At 32.7% G+C, this 22,573-nt stretch carries 25 protein-coding genes; all 25 read left to right on the forward strand.

Going from position 1 to position 22,573, the window contains the following annotated elements:
* The first annotated feature begins 236 nt into the window (after positions 1-236).
* The 25 genes from RV14_RS09945 to RV14_RS10070 all read left to right on the forward strand — a co-directional run bounded on the left by RV14_RS09945 (position 237) and on the right by RV14_RS10070 (position 22,571).
* The gene (locus tag RV14_RS09945; RefSeq protein ID WP_071856109.1) at positions 237-878 is read left to right on the forward strand and encodes a hypothetical protein; all 642 of its coding nucleotides are present in this window, start codon (positions 237-239) and stop codon (positions 876-878) included.
* A gap of 20 nt (positions 879-898) precedes the next feature.
* Positions 899-1,870: a class A sortase gene (locus RV14_RS09950; RefSeq protein WP_167359855.1), complete on the forward strand. Its 972-nt coding sequence runs from the start codon at positions 899-901 to the stop codon at positions 1,868-1,870.
* Between the two features lie 330 nt (positions 1,871-2,200).
* Entirely contained in the window at positions 2,201-2,494 is a 294-nt protein-coding gene (locus RV14_RS09960; protein WP_071856111.1) for a hypothetical protein, read from the forward strand.
* 94 nt (positions 2,495-2,588) lie between these two features.
* Positions 2,589-2,870, forward strand: a complete 282-nt coding sequence (locus RV14_RS09965; RefSeq protein WP_084650366.1) for a hypothetical protein — start codon at positions 2,589-2,591, stop codon at positions 2,868-2,870.
* Between the two features lie 4 nt (positions 2,871-2,874).
* On the forward strand, positions 2,875-3,312 hold the full coding sequence (locus RV14_RS09970) for a hypothetical protein (protein ID WP_113843242.1): 438 nt from the start codon (positions 2,875-2,877) through the stop codon (positions 3,310-3,312).
* 39 nt (positions 3,313-3,351) lie between these two features.
* The gene (locus RV14_RS09975) at positions 3,352-4,869 is read left to right on the forward strand and encodes a peptidoglycan DD-metalloendopeptidase family protein (protein WP_071856114.1); all 1,518 of its coding nucleotides are present in this window, start codon (positions 3,352-3,354) and stop codon (positions 4,867-4,869) included.
* Positions 4,870-4,900: 31 nt separating this feature from the next.
* Positions 4,901-5,194 carry a hypothetical protein gene (locus tag RV14_RS09980; protein ID WP_071856115.1) on the forward strand — a complete coding sequence of 98 codons (294 nt, stop codon included), beginning with the start codon at positions 4,901-4,903 and terminating at the stop codon, positions 5,192-5,194.
* A gap of 116 nt (positions 5,195-5,310) precedes the next feature.
* Complete coding sequence (locus RV14_RS09985) at positions 5,311-5,706, forward strand: hypothetical protein (protein ID WP_245785495.1); 396 nt, start codon at positions 5,311-5,313, stop codon at positions 5,704-5,706.
* 347 nt (positions 5,707-6,053) lie between these two features.
* A complete protein-coding gene (locus RV14_RS09990) occupies positions 6,054-6,962 on the forward strand; it encodes a hypothetical protein (protein WP_071856116.1) in 909 nt (302 codons plus the stop codon).
* A 40-nt stretch (positions 6,963-7,002) separates the two neighbouring features.
* The gene (locus tag RV14_RS09995; protein WP_071856117.1) at positions 7,003-7,200 is read left to right on the forward strand and encodes a hypothetical protein; all 198 of its coding nucleotides are present in this window, start codon (positions 7,003-7,005) and stop codon (positions 7,198-7,200) included.
* A gap of 26 nt (positions 7,201-7,226) precedes the next feature.
* Positions 7,227-7,442 (forward strand): hypothetical protein, encoded by a 216-nt coding sequence (locus RV14_RS10000; RefSeq protein ID WP_071856118.1) that lies wholly within the window; start codon positions 7,227-7,229, stop codon positions 7,440-7,442.
* A 79-nt stretch (positions 7,443-7,521) separates the two neighbouring features.
* Complete coding sequence (locus tag RV14_RS10005; RefSeq protein WP_245785496.1) at positions 7,522-8,703, forward strand: hypothetical protein; 1,182 nt, start codon at positions 7,522-7,524, stop codon at positions 8,701-8,703.
* Positions 8,681-10,321 carry an AAA family ATPase gene (locus RV14_RS10010; RefSeq protein ID WP_071856120.1) on the forward strand — a complete coding sequence of 547 codons (1,641 nt, stop codon included), beginning with the start codon at positions 8,681-8,683 and terminating at the stop codon, positions 10,319-10,321. The genes RV14_RS10005 and RV14_RS10010 overlap by 23 nt, the downstream gene beginning before the upstream one ends.
* Before the next feature lies 1 nt (position 10,322).
* Positions 10,323-11,168, forward strand: coding sequence for a hypothetical protein (locus RV14_RS10015; protein ID WP_071856121.1), 846 nt, complete (start codon positions 10,323-10,325; stop codon positions 11,166-11,168).
* A 35-nt stretch (positions 11,169-11,203) separates the two neighbouring features.
* A complete protein-coding gene (locus tag RV14_RS10020; RefSeq protein ID WP_071856122.1) occupies positions 11,204-13,450 on the forward strand; it encodes a VirD4-like conjugal transfer protein, CD1115 family in 2,247 nt (748 codons plus the stop codon).
* A 36-nt stretch (positions 13,451-13,486) separates the two neighbouring features.
* Entirely contained in the window at positions 13,487-15,403 is a 1,917-nt protein-coding gene (locus RV14_RS10025) for a pLS20_p028 family conjugation system transmembrane protein (RefSeq protein WP_071856123.1), read from the forward strand.
* 27 nt (positions 15,404-15,430) lie between these two features.
* A complete protein-coding gene (locus RV14_RS10030) occupies positions 15,431-15,733 on the forward strand; it encodes a hypothetical protein (RefSeq protein ID WP_071856124.1) in 303 nt (100 codons plus the stop codon).
* Complete coding sequence (locus tag RV14_RS10035) at positions 15,723-16,325, forward strand: hypothetical protein (RefSeq protein ID WP_071856125.1); 603 nt, start codon at positions 15,723-15,725, stop codon at positions 16,323-16,325. The genes RV14_RS10030 and RV14_RS10035 overlap by 11 nt, the downstream gene beginning before the upstream one ends.
* On the forward strand, positions 16,300-18,225 hold the full coding sequence (locus RV14_RS10040; protein WP_071856126.1) for an ATPase: 1,926 nt from the start codon (positions 16,300-16,302) through the stop codon (positions 18,223-18,225). The genes RV14_RS10035 and RV14_RS10040 overlap by 26 nt, the downstream gene beginning before the upstream one ends.
* Complete coding sequence (locus tag RV14_RS10045) at positions 18,225-19,526, forward strand: CHAP domain-containing protein (RefSeq protein ID WP_071856127.1); 1,302 nt, start codon at positions 18,225-18,227, stop codon at positions 19,524-19,526. Before RV14_RS10040 ends, RV14_RS10045 begins: the two co-directional genes overlap by 1 nt.
* A gap of 16 nt (positions 19,527-19,542) precedes the next feature.
* Positions 19,543-20,142: a hypothetical protein gene (locus RV14_RS10050; protein WP_245785497.1), complete on the forward strand. Its 600-nt coding sequence runs from the start codon at positions 19,543-19,545 to the stop codon at positions 20,140-20,142.
* A 41-nt stretch (positions 20,143-20,183) separates the two neighbouring features.
* Positions 20,184-20,585: a hypothetical protein gene (locus tag RV14_RS10055; protein ID WP_084650369.1), complete on the forward strand. Its 402-nt coding sequence runs from the start codon at positions 20,184-20,186 to the stop codon at positions 20,583-20,585.
* Positions 20,578-21,390 carry a hypothetical protein gene (locus tag RV14_RS10060; RefSeq protein WP_071856128.1) on the forward strand — a complete coding sequence of 271 codons (813 nt, stop codon included), beginning with the start codon at positions 20,578-20,580 and terminating at the stop codon, positions 21,388-21,390. The genes RV14_RS10055 and RV14_RS10060 overlap by 8 nt, the downstream gene beginning before the upstream one ends.
* Positions 21,391-21,768: 378 nt before the next feature.
* On the forward strand, positions 21,769-22,023 hold the full coding sequence (locus RV14_RS10065; RefSeq protein ID WP_071856129.1) for a ribbon-helix-helix domain-containing protein: 255 nt from the start codon (positions 21,769-21,771) through the stop codon (positions 22,021-22,023).
* Positions 22,023-22,571: a hypothetical protein gene (locus RV14_RS10070; RefSeq protein ID WP_071856130.1), complete on the forward strand. Its 549-nt coding sequence runs from the start codon at positions 22,023-22,025 to the stop codon at positions 22,569-22,571. Before RV14_RS10065 ends, RV14_RS10070 begins: the two co-directional genes overlap by 1 nt.
* Positions 22,572-22,573 lie beyond the last annotated feature (2 nt).

Genomic DNA, 22,573 nt, shown 5'->3' on the forward strand with positions numbered 1-22,573 from the left:
GATCAAACTGTCACATTCAAAACGCCTCCTAAAGCAATTCTTCCACAAACTTCAGGAGCGTTGAATGGTGCAATGGTATTTGGCGTATTTGCTGTAGTAATGGTAATTGCCGTAGGTGCTTTCATCTATGTGAAAAAACAACATGCGAATAAGTAATTCAAACTAGGCTAAACGTCTGAAAAGGCGTTTAGCTTTTTCTATTTTGTAAAATTTGTTTACAAAGGTGGGCAATCAATATGACAAGAACATTAAATGAACGCAAAATTTATAGTTCTCAAACGAAAAATCTTTTTATAAATGTACTTCATTATTCCCTGGCTTCCAACGAATTATTACTTTATCACTTAAATACTTCTAATTCTCCTGTTAAAACAATCGAAGTGTATACGACAGAATTAGAGACGATGAGAATCAATTATCAATTATTAGACGCGATCGATTTATCAAAAGTTTCTATTCCTTATCAAAAAAATATTCAAGGATATATGTATCATTATCAACGCTATTTGGTTTGTGTAGAAGAATACCTCAAACGAATCAAGCAAAGAAGTGATTATATCAAGGAGATCTTAGAAGGAAAACACGAGTATCAATTCATTGATTTTACTCAATTTGTTTCTGAAAATCAGGAGACGTTGGAACAAGCAAAACAGGAATTTGTCAATAGTGAATATGGTATAGATTATATTTTGATTGAAGATGGAAGTGTTCTAAAAGCTCATTTTCTTGAAGTTTTAGAAGAATACAGAGCATTGTTTCAGGATATTTTACAAGCAACAGAAGCTGGGACGATCTCTTCACAAGTCGAGATTCAACAAGTATTCACAGAGTACTTTACTAAAAATCAATCGCTTAGAGAAAAGAGCGATGATTCATGAATAAATGGAGAAAGTCTTTTTTGATTAGTTGGATATTGTTTGGTTTTTTTATTGTAGGATCGACTGCTTATGGCTATTTTCTTTTGCAAAAGCCAGACAATCGTAGTCAATTCTTGCGTTCGCCAATCCAGCAGGAAGAACAAGTAGAAAAAAAGCAAGAAAGTAAAAATGCGAAAGCTTCTTTTAATCCACTGTTAATTCAGCCTGTTCATGCGGAAGAATTTGCGGAAGCTCAGTTACACTATGAGAATATTGTAAACCGATGGGGAATTGGTGCAGTGTATATTCCAAGTTCATCTATCCAAACCCAAATTTTGGCTGGTATGAGCAATGAAAATCTAATGGTAGGCGTTGGAACATATCGAGCAGAACAACGGTTAGGAAAAGGCAATTATGTATTATTGGCTCATAACCTTGTACGAGGTGGCGGTGCATTAAAAAATCTTCGTCAGACTTCAGAAGAGTCTTTGATTTATGCAACGGATTTTGCCAATGTTTATGAGTATCGAGTAACAAAAAATCAAGTAGTAAGTCAATCAGAAGGGGAACTCTTAGACGAGCCTAAGGAAGAAGAAACGCCAATCATTACTTTTATCCGTTGTGAAGGTGGATTAAATACGACTCAACGAGCAGTGGTTCAAGGAACGTTTGTTTCTTCCTATCCTGCAAGTGAAGCAGATAATGAGTTAAAAGAGAAATTAGGACTTGTTTCTGTTGTTCAAGATCAAAAACAAGTGGACAATACAATTTTGTCAAATTCGATGGATACAGTGTCGAATCATGACATTACTTCAGACAAGCATACGAACCAATCAGTAAAGAAAAGCAAAGAAATTAATGTATTAAGGGAAGAAAAAGAAGTGTATTCTTCTTTTGAAAGATACTGTATTTGGTTAGTAAAAGAATGTAATGATATGTATGTGCTAATAACAGCTTCAGTATTTTATCTGTTGATGTTAATCGTTTGTGTTCGTCGTAAATCACACAAATAATTANTGACTATCTCTATTTCTATTTAAGGAGAGTGAGAGCAATTCTTTCTAAATTTCTGAACAAACATAATAAGAAAAAACAAAATAGAAATGAACTTAAAAATATTTATGGAGATTTTTATTTGAATGCTAACAAATTGAATGAGAATGCCCTAAAGCATGTTAGCCAATCAAAGAGAATGAAAAGAAGTGATTGTTTTATACAAGAAGACGCTTCAAACTTTCTTATTATACCTGAATCAAGAAATCCTAAATGTGGAATAATACACGATTATTGTGAAAACAATTGAGTATTTTTGCCAAAAATAGCTTAAAAAAAGGAGGTTTCTCATGGAGATAGTACAATGTGAATATTACAGAGAGCGATCATCAAATCATCTATACAAAGCAATTGGCAACCAGCCATTGCCTGATGAATACAGGGATAAGGAAAGTGAGGAATTTTATAAAGATTATTCCTATTTTTTTGTGGTTGATCCAAAAGAAACTGATTTAAAAAAGCTGATGTTTCTTGATTATGTAGATATAAAAAAATTAGAGTTAGTTCCTGCTACAAAAAAAGAAGTAGAGTTCTATAAAGCTGTAGAACACATACTTCAATATCAAGAAATGCAAATGTTATAGGAAGATTCTATGTAAATCATAAACATTTTTTGAAAAAAATGTGAAGTCACTTTATTGCTGAAATATTTTGTTTAAAATGAAGGAGGAAAAAAGAGTGAATAACAACTGTGATAACCAAGTTTCTCCTAATTTACAAGAAGGAGTTTGGCAAGTAGAAGATCATACGTTGTGTGAAGAATGTTCGGAAGAACTATTTTTCAAAATGAAGGATAACTACCATGAATTTTCTTTAAGTATATCTGTTGTTTTAAATTGTTTGTTTATTGCAGAAAAAGAAGGGTATGTTCCTAGATTACCAGATTATTGGTGGGTTCAAATTCGACAAAAGATTCCTGCAGAAACTGTATTGAATACAGGAAAGAAAATTTGTAGATGAAAAAATGATGAAATCTCTTTATCAGCGAGATATTTTGATTAAAATAAAGGAAGAAATTATGAATGGTAAAGCTAGGACTTACAAGATAGGTTGTTTATATGGTTTTACGTATAATCCACTTATTCAACAACCATATTGGTTTGATTTACTTTCTGTAAATTCTATTGAAAGATCAACAGAGTGCTTGATTCTATGTTTTTCAACTAAAAATGGTTTCATAATTGGTGAGTTCATAGATAATCAAAACGGAGAATTATTATCTGATAAAATAAATGAATTATATTTAAATACATTTTCTTATGGGGTAATGTTTCCATTAAGAAATGATTGTTCTATGGCTTACAATTTTCAAACAATATTTGACAAAGATAAGATTAAAAAGTTTTTTTATGACCTATCAATTTCATGTGATATGTGGACATATACAAAAGACTTTTTATAATCTGATATAAAAAATGAAGGAAAGGAAGAAAATTTGTAGATGAAGAAAACAAGTAAACTATTGTCTGCTTTATTGTTATTAGGTCAAGTTGTTGGCTATACTCCATCTGTTTTAGCAGACGAAAAGCCATCAAATGTAACGACAGAACAATCAACGACAGTGAATACTGACCATTCTATAACAGATAGTACAGATACAACTAAGGAAGAAGCCACAACGGATTCTTCTAGTGAACAACCGGAGAAAAAACCAAGTGAATCAACCGATCAATCTACTGATTCGACGACAGATAGTTCACAGACAACAGAATCTAAACCAGAAACAACTACTCCTGGTACGACAGACTCTAGTCAACCAGAAAATAATACGCAAGATACGACGAATCCTTCAGAAACGAAGCCTGTAGAACAACCAAACACAAAACCAAGCGAATCGGGCAGTCAAGAAGTAACTCAACCAACGAAGCCTACGGAAGTTACTCCTTCACAACCAGTTGCACCACAGACTTCAATAATTGGACAAAATACGCAACCAAAAACAGAAACAAAGGCACAAGCTCAAGCAACTGTGCAAGAAGAGCCAAAAGCTTACCATCAAGCACCAACTGCGCCCATTCAAGAATTAGTCCCTTCTAGTAAACAGGATAGCGAAGGAAACATTCATTTTGAAAAAGACGAGTCTGTCGAAAGTTTTATTCGTAAAATTGGCGAATCTGCTCGTAAAATTGGACAAGAAAATGATTTGTATGCTTCAGTCATGATTGCCCAAGCAATTTTAGAATCAGCTAGTGGTCAAAGCCAGTTGGCGCAAGCACCAAATTATAATTTATTTGGAATCAAGGGTACACATAACGGAAAAGGAGTCTCTTTTGCGACACAAGAAGATTTAGGCAATGGGACACTTTATACTACTCAGGCAACTTTTAGACAGTATGAGAACTATGAGGACAGCTTAAATGACTATGCCCAACTATTAAAAGAGGGATTAACAGGAAATAGTCATTTCTACGAGGGCGTTTGGAAGACCAATGCAAAAACTTATCAAGAAGCTACAAAATTTCTAACAGGTCGTTATGCGACAGATACTAGCTACGACAAAAAATTAAATGGGTTAATCGAAACTTATGACTTAACCAAGTATGATAAAGAAGTAGCGGGCCCACAACTAAACAAAAAAGGGTATGCCGTTCCATTAAAGAATTACACGATTTCTAGTCCGTTTGGTACTCGTGGGGGAGAATTTCATCGAGGATTAGATTTGGCAGCAGCACAAGGCGAGCCAATCTATGCCAGCAAAGCAGGAACGGTCGTTAAAGCCGAGTTTCACCCTTCATGGGGGAATGTTGTAGCTATTGAGCATGAAGACGGTACAACGGCTTTATATGCCCACCAACAAGAATATCAAGTCAAAGTGGGAGATAAAGTCAAACAAGGACAGATTATTGGTTATGTTGGTTCAACAGGAAATAGTACAGGTAGCCATTTGCATTTTGAACTTTGTTTAGATCATAGTTTAAGTCAATCACAATTGGTTGATCCAGAAACAGTCTTATTCTGATGAATAAGGCTGTTTTTTTAGGAGGAATAACATGCGATTATATATCGTTCAAAAATATTTTGATAATGAATATCTTGAAGATCATATTATCTTTTATGACGAAGACATGATGATTCAGTATATAAGAGAGGTAAATCAAGCTAGCTTCTTTATTTATAGAGGAATCGTTGTTGATCCGTTTTTTAAAGATATAGGAAAAAATTTTTTTGATCCTCATAAAAGCATTTCAGAACTTTTTGATGAATTTAGAAAAAATATTAAGCCGGAATATCAATTTTTGGCACAAGAATTACTTTATAGGTACTGTCCTTTTACTGTGAAATAGGTGCTATGTTTGGAGTAGGAATAATGACACTATTAGCTGCAGAAAAACAAGAAGATCAACAATTTAAAAGAGAATAAAAAAATATATTTATCTAATTTTTAGGAGGAAACTTTATTTTGGAAAAACAAGAATCAAATCTACATCCTGTGAAGGATCTTTTATTGAAAGAAAAGGACTTCATTTTTACTGTCTATAGCAAAGATATTATCAAATCTCAAATTTCAAGAAAACTGAGAAAGGTAAAGAAAAAAAACGATGTGATTGAGTCAGAATATTGTTATTGCTTGCCATCGAAGACTGTTCAGTTTAATCAATTTTATCGTAATCAATTACCTAATGCTCGATATACCAAATTATTATGTATCTTGGATGATCAGGAACAAGCGATTCAAAAAGTACCTATTTTAAGAGTTGTTCAATCTGAAAACGGTGCATTAAATTTTGGAATTGATCGTCAGGCTTTTACAGAAGAAGTAAATAAATATATTAGAAAGAAAGAGTGCAATGAATAAAGAATTTGTATATTTTAGATGATCGAAGGAATGTCATTCAAAAAGTACCTATTTTGAGAGTGATTCAATCTCGAAGTGGTGAATTGAACTTTGGAATCGATCGACAAACTTTAACGGAAAAAGTAATGAAATAAACGAAAAGGAATTATGCTGATTGTTAGATATGTTTTTTTAGCTAATTTATTAGACTTTGGAAGGAGGTGGAAAATTTGAAGTACTGGGATATTATTTGTTCTTTTATCAATGAAGTAAATAGCGAAACGATGCTATTGGTTGATATTAAGAGCGATAAATAACCTTTATAATTGATACTAAGAGGAAAGGGGATTAAATAATCGTGATTTCATATGAGTAAAGATGAAGCTTTGATTAAAGGAACGTTAGATACAATATTGCGATATACGTATCCAGATACCTATAAAAAATATTTAAGCTATTTTATTAGAGTCAGACCTAAAGAATTAAAAACAAAACATGCTCACTATATTAGAAAAGAACGTATGATTGAAATTTTTAATTTATCTAGGGAATCAAGGTTTCTTCTAATTACATGTCTACATGAGATTGCTCATCATGTAGAGTATGAAGACTTAGATGATAGTGATCATGGAGATACCTTTTATGAGCGATTCCATCAACTATATATGACTGCTGTGGGATTAAAACTTTTAGAGTTAACTGATATTGCGGATGAGAATGATGCAGGAGATTATTCTGGAATGCTCACTTATTGTGGTGATCTATCTAAGTGGAAGATTCCAGATATTCCTGACATGAAAAAGAGAATGGTTATCGTAAAAGATGGTCGATCGATTCGGAATATTTTAAAGGGAAGAGGTTACTATTGGTTTACTGTAAGTCAAACTTGGCAAAGGGAAATGTCTACTTTAGAAGAAGCTGAACGTGAAGTTGAGTTTTTATTAAAGTATTCCAATCAAGAAAATCTATTGATTCGTCCTGTTATTTCACCGACTTTTTTATCTTATTATTATATAGCAGTAGAAAATGGCTATGAATATCGGTATGGTCTCAAAGAATTGGGCTATTTTTGGGAAGGCTATGGCGTAAAAAAAATGTGGGTTAAGAAAGTAGACGCACAGAGTTATTATGCTGAACTTGAGAAATTAACTCAATTTGCTGGTATTGAATTTAAAAAAGTAACACCGAATCAAACAGAAGAAAAAGTAGAAAAAAAGATAAAAGCAAAAAAGAAAAAGCAAGAAGAGGAAGGCTACATCATTGATTATTATGTGTAGTCTCTTTTTTTGTAAAAAAATTAGAAAGAAGGTATAAGATGTGCCAATTACGTCTAAAGAATTAGCGAAGAAAAAAGCAACTGCTAAGTTGATTATTGAAGCGAAAGGAGATAATTTTGATGATTGGCTAGCTCAAAAATATGATGAGGTTTTTGACGAAAATGAAGCTATTATTCATAAGGCGTTGAAATCTTTCACAGAGAAAAACAATAAAAATAATCAATTTGAACAGAGATAATCTATCTAAAATAGGAGGACATATTAATGGATTTTATTATTCAAAAACTAGAGTTTGTTTTGCGTGGTATACAAGGAGTAGCGGGAGGATATGCTGCCGTTATGCTGGCTTTGATGGGCTTTCATTTTATGACTAAAAATCGTCAAAAAATAGAAGAAGCCCAAGATGGTGTAAAGTATATCGTTCTTGGAATTTTTATTGTAATTGGTGCACAATTAATTGTAAATTGGATTAAAGGCTAGTTTACATGATCATTTGGAGAAAGGAGGAGAAGAGTTGTATGTAATTTTTGAATCTCGTAAAGACCGGCTAGGTAAGCTTATGAATCATAAAAAGAAATACAGCCTTTTAGAAGCCGATAATCAGTTACGACGATTTTCAGAAACATTATCAAAATCTACAAAGAAAAATACTCTTATTATTAAGATATATGATAAGGATGAAATGATTTTTAGAAGTGAATTTGTTGTTGGCACTGATGAATCAAGTAACTTGATAGTATTACTCATGTATCTTTTAGAAACAGAGTTTTCTGACGAAAACGAAGAAGATAAGTCCGAACTTCTCCAACGTGTGAACGAAGCTTACTTAGCTGAAGAACAAGCCACTTATCAACGTGATGAAGATTATATACCTGGTATTTCCGTTATTGAAAAATTCACTGATGCTCAGACTGAAATATCTAATGAAAAGATATTTACAGAAGAATCTATGATCCAAGAAGAGAATCATCATAAGAATAAAAAGCATTTGTCTTTAAAAAAAGAAAGACCTGCGATTGATTTCGCAGGTCTTTTTCAAAAATATAAAAAGATTTTGATGCTGATTGTTGCTTTTTTTGTGGTGGGAGCTGGTTCTACTTTATTTTTCAAAAATTCTCTAGAAGCCAATCAGAAAGAAAGCTATTCAGAATTAGTTGATCATGGGAAATATAACCAAGCATTACAAGATTATCCTGAAAAAGAGACCAATTTGATTGAAACTTTATATAGTCAAAAAAAGTCCAAAGAATTAAAAGAATTAGCGGATACTAAACACTCTAAGTTAGCCTTATTTTATTGGTCTTTTTTGAATAAGAAATGGGAAAGTGTAACAGAAATAAATGGCATTTCTCAAGATACAACGATTCAAGCGATGAAAGGATATGCTTATTTAGCTCAAGGGAAATTAGAAGAAGCTGAGCTTATTAATGAAGTTTTGAAAAATAGTACTCTGGAAGAACAGATTGACCAGTTCAAAAAGCAACTTGCTTATGAGAAATTAAGAAATCAAGATATAACTTCTGCTGAAAATATTAATAAAGAAATAAATGATCATGATCTTAAAGAAGATATTGAAGTGGCAAAAAGCATCATAAACTTATTGAAAAAATATAAAGCCGATCAAGAGAATACTCAATTATCTGAAGATGAACGAAAAGAAGCAAAAAAGAATTATGAAATATGGTCTGAAAATCTTAAACAATTAGGAGGAACTACAAATGACGCAAAAAACAACGAATAATGGCATGCAAGGAATCCCTAAAAAGTGGTGGCTTGTTGGCTTATGTTCTTTTTCTATTTTAGGAGGGTTAGTTGCTTATGGTTACCATACGTCTACTCAAAATCCAAAATCTGAAGCAAAAACTGAAACTGTTGCTTCTTTTGATAAAGGAAAAAACGCAGAAAAGACATGGGAAAAACAAATTAAAGAAGAAACAAAGCAAGAAGAAGTGTCAAAACCAAAGACCAAAAGTGGCATGAATAAAATTTTAAGTGTATTAACAGGAGAAAATAAGGAAGATAATTCAAGTATTTTTGGTTTTAAAGTGTCAGACAATGACAAGAAAGATCGAACGAATCTAATTGGTGAATTAGCTAAAGCGCTAGATGTACAAGAAAGCAAGGAACAAAAACGAGAAGCTGAACTAAACAGTGAAAATAAGAAAGAACCTTTATTTGTATTGACAGATAAACAAGAATCATCCAAAGAAGAACTGATTGATTTATCAAAACCTATTTTACCAGATAAAAAACCAGAAGTCGATTTGCCTGAGAAACCTGAAAGTCCAGGAATAAATGAAGAAAAACCAGTCGTTCCAGATATACCTGTTTTACCAGATGATCCCAATGTACCAGTAATACCAGATATTCCCGATATACCAGTAGATCCTACTCCCGAGCCAACACCTGATCCAGAACCAGTGCCGCCAATTACACCAGAAGAACCAGATCACATATTAGATCAACTCATTACTACGAATAAGCTTGCTTTAACCACTGTTAAAAATAAAGCAGAACAATTGAATCAATCATTGAATCAAGTAAAGAAAGAATTAGAAAACTTAACAATGATTGAAGAAAAAACTGCACAAACTGCAGAACAAGCAACGAATGAATGGCAAAAAGTTTCTGATCTAGTCGATGAATACAATCGTTTATCACAAGAAATCAAGAAATTGATTGAAGGCGATGGACAAGTATTGCCAATCAATTATGAGTTATATCGTGAAACCTATGAACAATTAAATCAAAAAGTGACTGAGATCAAAGAAGCGCAAAAACAAGCGAATGAAACGACCACACAAATGAGCGAATCGGTTCAACAAGCACAAGAAACAGCCAATCGGTTACCAGATATGAATCAACAATATCAAGAGTTACAAACACAAGTTTCGACGACTAAGGATGAGATCCAAGCGACAGTATCTAATGCGCAGTCGAATGAACAAGTGAGCAATGCAGTACAGAGTGAAATTACCCAAGCGACACAAGCTTCAGAAGCATTAGATACAACGAATCAAGCTGTAGGTAGCCAAATAGAAGAGAGTCAACAAACTGATTATCAACCTGCTTTGGAACAAGCAAGCCAAAATGTTGAAACAGTAACGAATGAAGCGAAGCAACAAAATAGCGCTGTAGATTCCGTTTTAAATGATTTTCAATCATTGCCTACTGTAGAAGAAGTAGAAACTCCTTCTACGCCTGAAACAGTTCTAGAGACACCAGAAACAGATAATCAACCATTGAGTGGACAAAATCAATCAGAAAATTTAACAAGCTTAGAAGTAGCAAATCATAATTTTATAGAAGAGCCTTCTTCAGATAATACTACTCAAATAGAAAACGGAGAGGTTCTATAATATGAAAAAACAAGATTATTATTTATTAGTTGCTCGTCGGTGCATACAAGGACTTTTAGTCCTTGCATGCATTTATATATCTTTGCCTGTCATTTTTTCTGGTTATGACCATTTAGAAGTATTCCGTATTTATTTCAGAGGTGTGAAAACAGGAGATTTAGGTAATTTATTTTTTAGTATTGGTTATGGTTATGCGCTACTTCTATTGTTAAAAGTTTTTTTCAGAACTATTTATCGCACATCAATAGATACTATTTGGTGTTCTTATATTTTCTGTCAAATAAAAAACATTTGGCTATATTATTTAATCACTGGTGGATTTGGGTATTTTGATGCTTTTTACTTAGGAAATATTTCTATCTCGCCTTTTCTAGATTTAATTTTATTAATAATATTTACAACTTTGACAAAACGAGTTTATCAAGTATATGATCAATCGATGATTACTAATTATGGTTTAGCCAAAAAACAAACACATTTAAATTATTTAATGTATAGAGGATCAAAAAAAGAAATCGATGCAGTGATTGTACAAAACGATAGGTATATTAAGTTAAAACATACTGTTCACTATTATAGAATAAAATATACACCGTTTTTTCTGACTGTTTCTGACCATTACAATCAAGCGGATTATTTCAAACGTTGTATATGGAATTTACTATTTAGTTTTATGATGATTTATTTGAGTATTAATGGAATGATTGAAGAAAAGAATGTTTTACGATACACAGGGCTTATTTTAATGAGTCTTTTGTTAGCTCTGGCTGAAATTCCAACTCTATATGAAATCATTGAGAAAGTTAAAAAAATATATTTTGACTATCGAAAGAAAGGAAAAAGTTAGTGTAGTCTAACTATAAGATATAAGGATGGTTATGTATGAATAAAGAAAATAAGCAATGGAAGAAATATCTTGCTAATCCTTATTTTTTAACTGTTTTGGCGATTGTATTAAATATCGTTGGTATCTTGATACTTAATTTTATCCTAAATGGGATTTTATCTTTGAATGGCATTATAGCAAAATTGACGGTCTATCTTAATGAGGGGGGACAGTTTCCTGTGCAGCCTCATATCAATTGGCTATATAAGCCTAATAGTTCCTTTGAGTATTTCGACCTAATCTATGGAGCGTTATGTTTATTTGTTGGTATTGTGGTAGGTAAGAAAATCTATCACATGAGAATTGCTTATAAAGATATCAATATGTTCACTAAAGGTTCTGAAAAATTCACAACGATTAAAGAGCTAAAAAAGCAATATAAAATGGTACGATTAGACGATAAGGAATATGAAGGGAAATCTGGAATTCCAGTTGCCACGGTCACAAAAGTTATAGGATTTGGAAAGAATAAAAGAGAAGAAAAATATGTATTTATTGATACAAAAAATACGAATTCACTAACTATTGGAGGTACACAATCAGGTAAAACTTCTTTATTTTCCTATCCAACACTAGACTTAATTATGCGTGCGAAGGAAAAGGATTCTGTTATTGTGAATGACTTAAAAGGAGATATGCTGAAAAATACAAAGGCAGAATTTGAACGTTTTGGTTATGATGTGTATTGCTTAAATTTAGTAGATCCAACTAATGGGATTCACTATAATCCACTTGATTTAGTCAAACAAGCTTATTTAAAGGGAGATACTACGAAGGCACAAATGTTAGCCAATAGTCTTTCTTTCAGTTTATATCACAATCCAAATGCAAAAGAACCCATGTGGGAAGAAGCTAGTATTTCTCTTTTAAATGCTTTAATACTAGCTATCTGCGAGATTGGTATTCAACAGGATAAAACTCAAGTAATTAATATGTATGCTGTTACGAGTATGTTAGAAGAGCTTGGTGCGTATCCTGATGAAAAAGGAAATACAGCATTGGATAAGTTTTTCGATCAGTTGCCAGTAACCAGTGTTGCAAGAAAACAGTATGGGACAATCAAATTTTCTCAGGGAATTACCCGAAGTGGTATTTTTACAGGAACAATGGCTAAGTTGAAAAACTATACGTATGATGCTATTGCAAAATTAACATTAGATAGTGATTTTAATTTAGAAGATCTAGGCTATGGGGATCGTCCCATAGCTTTATTTATTGTGTATCCAGACTGGAATGATAGTAATTATAGTATTATTGCTACTTTCTTGTCACAGATAAATGAAGTATTAGCAGAAAAAGCTACTTTAGCTGGTAAAGGATTAAAGCGTCGTGTGAGGTATTTACTTGAAGAAGCAGCCAACATTCCAGCTATTGATGGATTAAGTCGAGCAATGAATGTGGGGCTTCAGCGTAATCTAGTTTATCACTTAGTTATTCAATCTTATGCTCAACTAGACGATAAATATGGCGATAAGTTAAGTAAAGCAATTACAGGTGCTTGTGGTAATCAAATTTATATCATGTCTGATGAATATGATGATGCTGAATATTTTTCTAAAAAATTAGGAGATAAAACGATTATCAAAACGGATAGACATGGTGATCCAATGAGTACAGACAAATCATATGGAGAAAATGAAGATGGTAGAAATTTGCTGACAGCTAATGAGTTACGAGACTTAAGAGAAGGCGAATGGGTTTTAGATCGGACGAAAATGCGTCGGGATTTGAAAGGAAGGAAGATTACGCCATATCCTATTTTTGCCAGTATAGATCATGGAACAAATATGTCTTTTCATTATGAGTACTTAATGCCAAGATTTGATGGAAAACTGAATTTGTCAGAACTTAAATTGAATAAAAAGAATCATGATGACATTAATTTAGTGGACTATATTGTGAAATGGAAAAGAAAATCTGTTGAACAAACTCAAGAATCTGCAAAGGAAAATGTTCAAAATCAAAAACAAGAAAGTGAGGAAGATATAATGAGAAAAAATGTTGAATCGATTGATAGTGTGTCCCTTGATACAGAAACAACGACTCGTATGGAGGAACAAATTGGTTCTAAAGTATTCTCCAAATTTTTACAAGCTGCATATCTTGATCGATTAACTGTTCAAGAGAAAGAACGATTAAATCAATTTACTTCATTAGAGCAATTAAAAGTATTTTGTAATAGTGATAATCGCCCAAACTTAAAGAAAGCATATCTTGAATATATGGAGCAAAAAACAAATTAAAATAAAAAACATTTCTATAAAAGGGGGTGCCATAACTTGATTGATCAACTTATAAAATTTCAAGATTTGCTTCATATTGCTTCGTTTTGGATGGATCCAATTAGAAGTATTGGTTATACAATACTGAAAGGTTTAGCATGGGTAATTGATGGTCTTTCGGGAGCTGCTAAAGAAGTTTATCAATTAATGAATTTTTACAATTACGAACCTGTTAAAGATTTTATCAATAAGTATCAACCTATTATTTGGGCATTAGCAACTGTAGCACTTGCTTATTTTGGTTGGCAATTGATTGTGAATCGGAAACTAGAAAGAGATAGGATAATCAATAATATTGTTTTAGCACTTACGATTTTCTTTGTTTTGCCCTGGGCAATGCAACAGGGAGCAGAACTAACAACTGCTGGTGTGAATGTTTTACAAGGAAAAGAGTCCGCTAGTGTCCAAACTTTTAAGAATAATATTACTGATTTGTATACAGTTGATAAAAATGGTTGGAAAAGTACAAATACTCAAAATGATATTAAAGATAAAAGTGATGTGGAAGTTTTAGATATAAGTGAGAAAGTGGATACAGAAGGTGGTTGGTTTAGTTCTTCGCCACTATCACAAGAAGGAATAAAATTACTTACTAAAAGGTTGACTAAAGTTGATGGGAAATTTGAAGAAATAAAAATGAAGGATTTTTGGTCTACTAATGATCCTACTTATTATCGTTATTCTTGGCATCCTTGGTTGATTGCGATTGAGTTAATAACAAAAGGTGTTGTATATGCTTTTGTCATATTCAAAACAGCGAAGCTTATAAATGAACTTGGGCTGCTCTATGTTATAACAAGTGGTATTTCTTTAACAGATATAAAGAATGGGCAACGAAATAGCCAACTGGCAATTAAAATTAGATATACATTTATCGTTTTATATCTAATGATGTTTATGATTAATTTCTTTGATATTTGGAGTGCTTTTGTTGCAGATTCTTCTTTATCGTCATTAGTAAAACCAATTGCTGTAGCAGGAGGAGCTTGGTTAGTAATTGATGGCCCGAATTTTATTGAACAACTATTTGGAATTGATGCTGGACTTTCAAGTGTGGGAAGAACAATCATTGCTGGAGTTCAAGGAGGATCAGCGCTTAGAAGAACAGGTTCTGAAATAGCTAGTGCCACTAAGTCAGTGGCTTCTAAAGCTGCAGGAGCAAGTAAGAGAGTTGTTAGAGGTGCTGCCTATACTGGAGCAGCTGCTAAAGGTGCGCTAGATGGATTTTCTGGTAAATCACAATCTAAGCCAGAAATTCCTAATGGATCAAGTGATGGAATTTCTGGTTTATCAAATCTAAATAATCGTAGTGAAACGTCTGAAAACAATACAGCCAACCTTACTGGAAGCAATGTACCTGGTGCTAATGAAGGAGTAGCCGATGGAACAGCTAGTAATAAAGGAGTCATGCCTTTATCTTCTGCTAATGGAGTGCAAGGTGTGGATTCTAATGGATTCAACTCACCAGATAATGAAAAGATTGGAACAGTTCCTGAAGCAATTAAGAATCTGTCTACTCCTAAAGCTCCGTTATCTCATAAGGGGATGAAGGATCAGGCGAAAAGGAATAAAGAAGCCTTTGATAAAATGGGAATCAATCCAAATCAGAAACTAAAAAATATTTCAAATGCTTCTAAGGCTCGTCAAGCGTTAGATGGAAAATCGGCCATTCCATTGCCACCAAAAGTATCAGGAGATCAATTACCTAAGCATGTTCAAGAAGCAAAAGCACAATTACAACGTGATATGCAACCACGACCAGTTGATACAGAAACATTGGGAGATAAAATAGTAAACAAATATGCGGACACTGCTAGAAATATTTATCATGGGTCAACAATGACTCGTTCACGCAAAGTATATGATGTATCTAAAGCAACAAGTAAACGTGTCAAAGATTCATTTAGAGACTAATTTATAAGAGCAGAAAGAAGGGGAAAAATGAGAAAACAAGTTGCTAGACCTAAAGAAGCAATTACCGATATCAAGCAAGGAAAGTTTGATATGAAAGATGTATTAATGATTATAGCAAGCCCATTTTTAGGAATTCTTTCTCAAAATTTTATAACAGAATTTTTGAGAATTCCCTATGTTATGGCTTTTCCAATAACATTATACTTATTATTTTCGCCTAGTGGGATACATGCTAAAAAGAATTATCAAGTGGCTCTTCAAGTATTGTTAAAAGATCGAAAAATTTATCATGCAATTACTCTACCAAAGGAGGAAGAACATGAAATTTGATTCTCTAGAAAAGAAAGAACAAGATAAGCAAAAATCACGAAAAGTAAAGCGAGAAATTGAACGATTAACTAAAGTATATCCTGTAGCAGGTATTACTGAAGAAAACTATGTCAAATTAAAAATAAGAGGCCAGCGTTGGTACGCGGCCTTTTTTGATACAAAAAAATATGATCTTGAGTTATTAGATGAAAAAGAAGCTGATTTTGTTACGGATAATTATTGGGCATTTCAGAAGCAATACGGCAATTCAGTCAAAGAATTATTTATGAATTTTCCAGAAGAGAACCAGAGACAACAAAGATATGTCAAATATAAGCGAGATCAGTCAAAAAACTTGAATCAGATGCGGATTCTCCAAACAGAATTAGAAAAATTGAAATATATTGAGAAGAAATATAAAAAGCTGACTTCTTATATTGTCATTTATGGAAGAAGTATCAATGAGTTAGAAGAAAATATTATTAGTTTAAAACGATTTGATAATCTTTTTCAACTGAAATTATTAGATAAAGAATATGTAAAAAAAATCTTGTATCTATTGAACAATACAGGAGGAATTGAAATTTATGAAGATAAAAAAGAAAATGGTTGATCCAGATATTCAATTTATTTATGATACACAACCAAAAGGCGGAATCTCAGTAAAAGAAGACTTTTTTAATCGATTCGGTGACAGTTATCGTACTACTATACATGTATTTGAAACTCCAACTATTATGTCAGAATTTTGGTTAATGGATTTAACCGATGTAGAAAATGTAATTGTTATGAAAGATTCTCGTACGGATGATAGCATTTCCTACCAAACTGGGGTAAGTGAAACGATTGAAGAACTTAGAACAAGACAAAGAAAAGCAAATATAACTGAACAAGACGAGTTAGATTCAGAAATAAATATTTTGAGACATTTAAGTTTAAGTATGAAAAATCAAGGTGAGCAAATTAAGAAAGTTGCTTTTAGAATTTTTTGCAGTCAACCTACTTTAGAAGCTTTAGAAAAACAAGTCAATTCTATACTGAAAAAACTAGATTCGGACGGTTATAAAGCTACGGTATTTTTAGGAGAACAAAAAGAAGAATGGCAGTCTTTATTTTTACCAATGGCAGAACAAAGAAAACTTCGTAATCGACGTGATGGTATGGATATTCAAGCTGAAGCACTAGGGCTTGGTTTTGCACATAATCAAACATTTTTAGATGATGAAACAGGTTTTTATTACGGAGTGACACGAACTGGAGGAACAGTCTATTGGGATATGTTTTATAAAAGTCCGAAAAGATTGTATTATAACCTCTTTCTTTCTGGAGATATGGGTTCTGGTAAATCTACAGTGTTAAAGAAATTACTTAGAGATAATGCTGCTAAAGGGAACTTTATACGAGGTTTTGATAAGTCAGGAGAATTCTTGAATGTGGTACAAGAATATGGTGGGGTATCGATTCCTTTAGATGGATCAGGAGGTATTTTGAATATGTTTCAAGTGTATCCTCTTGTATCTAAAAAGACAGAAGATGATTCTTATATAGTGGATATTAGAGGATCGTTTACTCAACATATATCTATGTTAGGAATTTTATTTAAAATACGTAACAAAAAAGCTTCTGATGAATTGGTAAGTGTTTTTGAAGATGTTATCTGGGATTTCTTTATAGATTTTGGAATTTGGAAAGACGATGAATCAATTGATATTACGGCTCTTTCTAACGAAGAGTATCCTACAGCAAGTGATTTTATCGCATACTTAGACAAAATAGAACCGACTTGTTCTGAAGATATGAGAAACCATATTCATTCAATCCGAATAACCATGAAACCTTTGACGAAACAATATAAACAAATATTTGATGGTAAAACCTCTGTTCCTGATCTTGGAGAAAATCAAATTGTATTTTTTGATATTGAAGGAGTATCTAAATTAGGTTCAGAAGTTTTTGACTGTCAGCTATTTCTTGCACTTAATAACATTATGGGAAATGTTACTAGAATAGGTAAGAGACAAAAAGATTTATTTGATAGAAAGCAACAAAATTGGTGGGATATTATTCGCTGTTTAATTATCGTTGATGAATGTCACAATATTCTAAACATCGAAAAAGCTTATGCAGCTAAATGGTTTGTTACGTTAATGTCAGAAGCTCGTAAATTATTTATAGGAATTGCTTTGGCTACACAACGTGTAGAGAGAATGTTTCCTAATGCAGATAATGCTCAGGATAAAGAAATGGTAGAAGCAGCTAATAAATTGAAAGAAATATTTGGTTTAACGCAATATAAAATCTTATTACGGCAGGATGTTACGTCATTAAACTTTTTAAGAAATATCTTTGGGAATATTTTTACAGATACTGAGTATGAAATGATGGCACAATTTCAAACGAGCAAGGAGGTAGGAGGTTCTCAAGGGATTATGAGTATCGCCGGAGACCAGAATATTCAAATGACTTTCCAAGTGACTGATGAAGAATTAGCGCTGTTTAATGGAGGGGCATAATGGGAAAGAAAATAAAAAAGCTACTCTTAAAGAAGTATTTCATTCCATTCATTCTATCTAATTTTCTTCTTATAGGTTTGGCGTTGATTATACTTCTTTCTTCTTTATCTATATTTTATATGTCTCAATCGAATAATAGCTGTATCCCCAATGCGATGACTAATAGTACGAGTGAAGAAAGCGGACAAGTGCCAGCTTCGATTGACGATTTTATTAAGCAACATAAGGACGCATATATATTATCTTGGAAAGCTGGAGGTTTTTTACCTTCAGCTTCTATTGCGCAGACGATGGTTGAGAATGGGTTCAATTTTACGAACCCAAATGGAACTTCTTTTTGGCAAGCTCATAATATGGGCGGTGTAAAAACGTCTAAGAAAGAAGATTTTCCTATTACTTTAGCAACTTTTGGAGAAGATTCTGTCGATATTACTGGAACAAAACCAGGAACTTCGGTTGGTGATAATACAGGTGGTGCATATACTTGGTTTAAAAATTATAGTGCGGGAATTGTGGGTAAAGCTGAGTTTATGGCTCATCAAACATTATACACTGGAGCGATTAACAATACTGATGGGGTCAGTTCATTAACTGCCATATTTAAAGGGGGGTGGGCAACAGATCCTAACTATTTAGTTAAATTGATTAGTACTTATAATTCGCTGGGTAAGAAATATCAGTGGATTGATCAAGAAGCAATCAAAAAATATGGGGCTTCTCCGTACAAAAAAAGTGGCTCTTTGCCTGATATAGGAGTCGATATTCCCAAACCAGGAGAGGATAATTCTGATAGTGAATCAAACAATTGTGTGGTTGTTTCAGATACTTCAGATCAAGTAATAGGCACTAATTCTGCTCCAACTTTAGATGTTCCACCTGAGTATAAAGGTAAGCTAACATTGCCAGCACCAGACAATAACAATTATGCTGGAAACCAGTATCCAATGGGACAATGTACTTGGGGAGCATATAATCGAATGGCTCAAATTGGTAGTCCTATTGAATGGTTTTCTGGTGATGGAGGTAATGGAGGATCATGGGGACAAACAGCAAAAGCAAGAGGTTATACGGTTGTTAAGGGAAAACCTCAAGTCGGTTGGGCGGCAAGTTTTCGTGGAGGATTAGCTGGTTCAACTCCTCCGTATGGACATGTTGCTGTAGTCGAATATGTAAATCCTGATGGTAGTATGTTAATCAGTGAAACGAATGTAGTTAGTCCTGGTTCTGGAACAAGATCGTGGCGTGTTATTAATAAAGAGACAGTTTCGCAAGTTGAATTTATTCAAGGAAGGGGAAAATAATTTGAGAGAAATTTTATTGAATATAAGAGTAATGGGTTCAGTAGTTATAGTGTTGATTGTTCTTTCTAGCTTGTTTTGGTTAGTAAATAGCAATCAGGAAAAAGCGAAAAAAATAGAAGATTTACGAAAAGAAAATATCGAATTAAAAAATAATATGGGAAAGTTGACAACTGAATACGATCATTTATCAAAAGAGTATGATTCTTTAAATAAAGAAAAAAATGGTTCTGCAAATGAGTCTTTATTAGACGTTACAAACAACTTATTTAGCTGTGTATACAATTATGATACAGACGAAAAAGCAGATAGTATTTCAGCAAGAAAAGACAAGGCAATGCAATATGCAAATGCTACTACATTAGATAAACTCTTTTCAAAAAATGCGGATAAATTAACGACAACAGTGACTACAATTTCTAAGATGGATGGAGAACCAGAGGTCTATAGAATGTCTTCTGACGATGAAAAATTGACAGCATTAGTACTAGTAAAATACTCGCTTTCTATTGCAGATAGTAATAAACAAGAAGGAAATTTTATGTATAAAATTGTGTTTGATCCTAAGTTAAAAAAGGTCATTGACTTAAATAATATTGGAGAAATTTCTATCTTGTAGTATAGAGAATTGAAATTTATTTATAGATGAAGGATCACAAAATGAAGAAAAAAATAGATAGAAAATGGCAATTTATTTTATTAATAGTTGCTGTTATAAGTTGTTCATTAGCGATATTTACTTATCAAATGAGAAGGTTTGAACAGAAGGCTGATCCTGTAGTTTTGAATGACTATCCTAATAAAACAATTGTGTTTTATCGTGATGATTGTTCTGAATGCAGACAACTTTTTCCCCTATTGTACATTCATAATTTTATAAATAATGATTTGGTTTTTGTTAATATGAACCAGCCGTTCAATCGTCAATATATTCAAAAGTATGATTTAAAAAGTGTGCCAACAGTGGTACGAAAGGACAAAAAATATGTAGGAAACGAGTTAAAAAAGTTATTTCACTATTTCAAATACGAAGTTAAAAATGGAGGTGGAATAAGTGGCTAATAAAGTTTCATTAAGAAAAAATGAACGAAAAAAATACCAACAAATGGTCGTGATTATTATTGGTGTTTTTCTTTTCTTTTTTGGAAGTAGTTTGATAATACAACCCCAAACGGAGACAAAATCAACAAAGATTGGAGAAGAAATATCTATTGATATGCGAACGATTCAACTAGTAGAAAAGAATTATTATCCTAAAAATGAGACCTTAGTTTTTTCATTTTTATCTCCTATAAATAGTTCGAATGTACTGGATGAATTGAAAGTTACTGCTAAACAGAATCGTAGTGACAGCACTAAATATAAGATTAAAATAGATCAAATATCAGATGAATTGTATGTGGTTAAAATAAAAGATTTACCAGATAAATGGGAAAAATTAACTGTTAGTATTTATCCTGAAAATGTAAATGTTGATTCATTAACTGATACTCAAAAATTATATTTTACTAGGGAAGATAGCACTACAAAGGAACTATATAATGATAGTCGTTCAAAAGAATCTTATGAATTAACAGCGATTAATTTTGAGGTTGATCAGGTAAAATCCGACTTAGAAAAGAGTGCTAAATCAGTTGAAAATCATAGAGAATCTATTAAAAAAATTGAACAAGTAAATAAGAATTTAGAAGAATCATTGAATGACAAGACACCGAAAGAACAAGGGGAAGTTGAGCAAACTATCGAACAGAATAAGAGCCAAATTCAAACGATTGAAAAAGAAATTTCTACTCTAAAAGAGAATGATACAGAACTGCATTCTAAACTGGAAAAACTGAATGAGCGAAAACAAGAGCTACAAAATTAGTTTTCTTGAATGAAAAACAGACCCTCTAAGTAACCGGTTATGTGTCATATTTTGAAAAAAATTGGTCTTTTTAGAAGAAAAACGGAGGAAAATGCGCCCTGTTTAAAGCCGGTTATGATGGTTTTTGGTTAAAAATGACCTGTGTATTACCCGATTGGGTGCTAAAATCAAACAGGTTTATAGACGGGTTCACAATGTTTTGTGATATCACTCTGAAACCAAACCGCACTGCGGTTTCTATCATTTATGATAGCAGGTTTCCCTTATGCTCTTTAAAATCCTCTTGACTTTGTTTCACAAAGTCGGGGATTTTAAACTACTCCGAACAAGTTCGGAACACTTTGTTTTGAAATCTTTGATAAAGGATTTGATATTTTGATGGATATAATTGTTAGAAAAATACCTAAAAAAATAATTGCAGAACTTGACGAATTAGCAGCACAAAATAATCAATCAAGAGAGGAATACATTCGTCGGTTATTATCTCACCACGTGATGTATGCGGAGGTGGAAGGGCTAAACAAAAAGTATGAGAATTTAGTAGAGGAAGTTTCCCAAAATATGATTTTAGCTTTAAATCAGAACACCAAAGTATTAAATGAATTTATTCAGATAGCAAAGGCGGTTGACTAATGAGACGTGTAGAAATCAACATGAGAGAAGCAGATGAATCTGATTATGGGTGGGCTTATTTAGAACCTTATTTATCAAAACAAGGTGAAAAAAAGCGACCTGTCTATCAAGCTCTAGAACAAATTTTTAGAGAGCATGAGATGTATAAGGCAATTGTAGATAATTTATCCTCTATGCACAAAGATTTATCCAATCAATTGGAAAAAATTCAAAAAGAAGTTCATTTTACCTTGTTAAGAAGTGGAGATGCCGAGAAAAGCGCTCGAACTCTTCTTCACTTATGGAATAGCTATAACTTTGACAATGATGTAACTAATTATTTACCAATGAGTGAATTAGTTACTCCGCCTATGGAAAAAGCAATGAATGAGGTTGGCAAATATTATAAAGAGTTGGCAGCTAAGAAACGTAGCAGAAGTGAATCATTATTGACGGCTTCGGATGATTCTACCCTGTCAAATACAGAAAAAATTTTACAGGAAAAAGAAAGCATAAATTTGTCTGATGGCAATGAAGTGAAAGAGACTTTTTCAGATTGGATTAGCTAAAA

It is taken from the genome of Enterococcus ratti, assembly GCF_001886195.1.
GTDB classification, from domain to species: Bacteria; Bacillota; Bacilli; order Lactobacillales; family Enterococcaceae; genus Enterococcus_B; species Enterococcus_B ratti.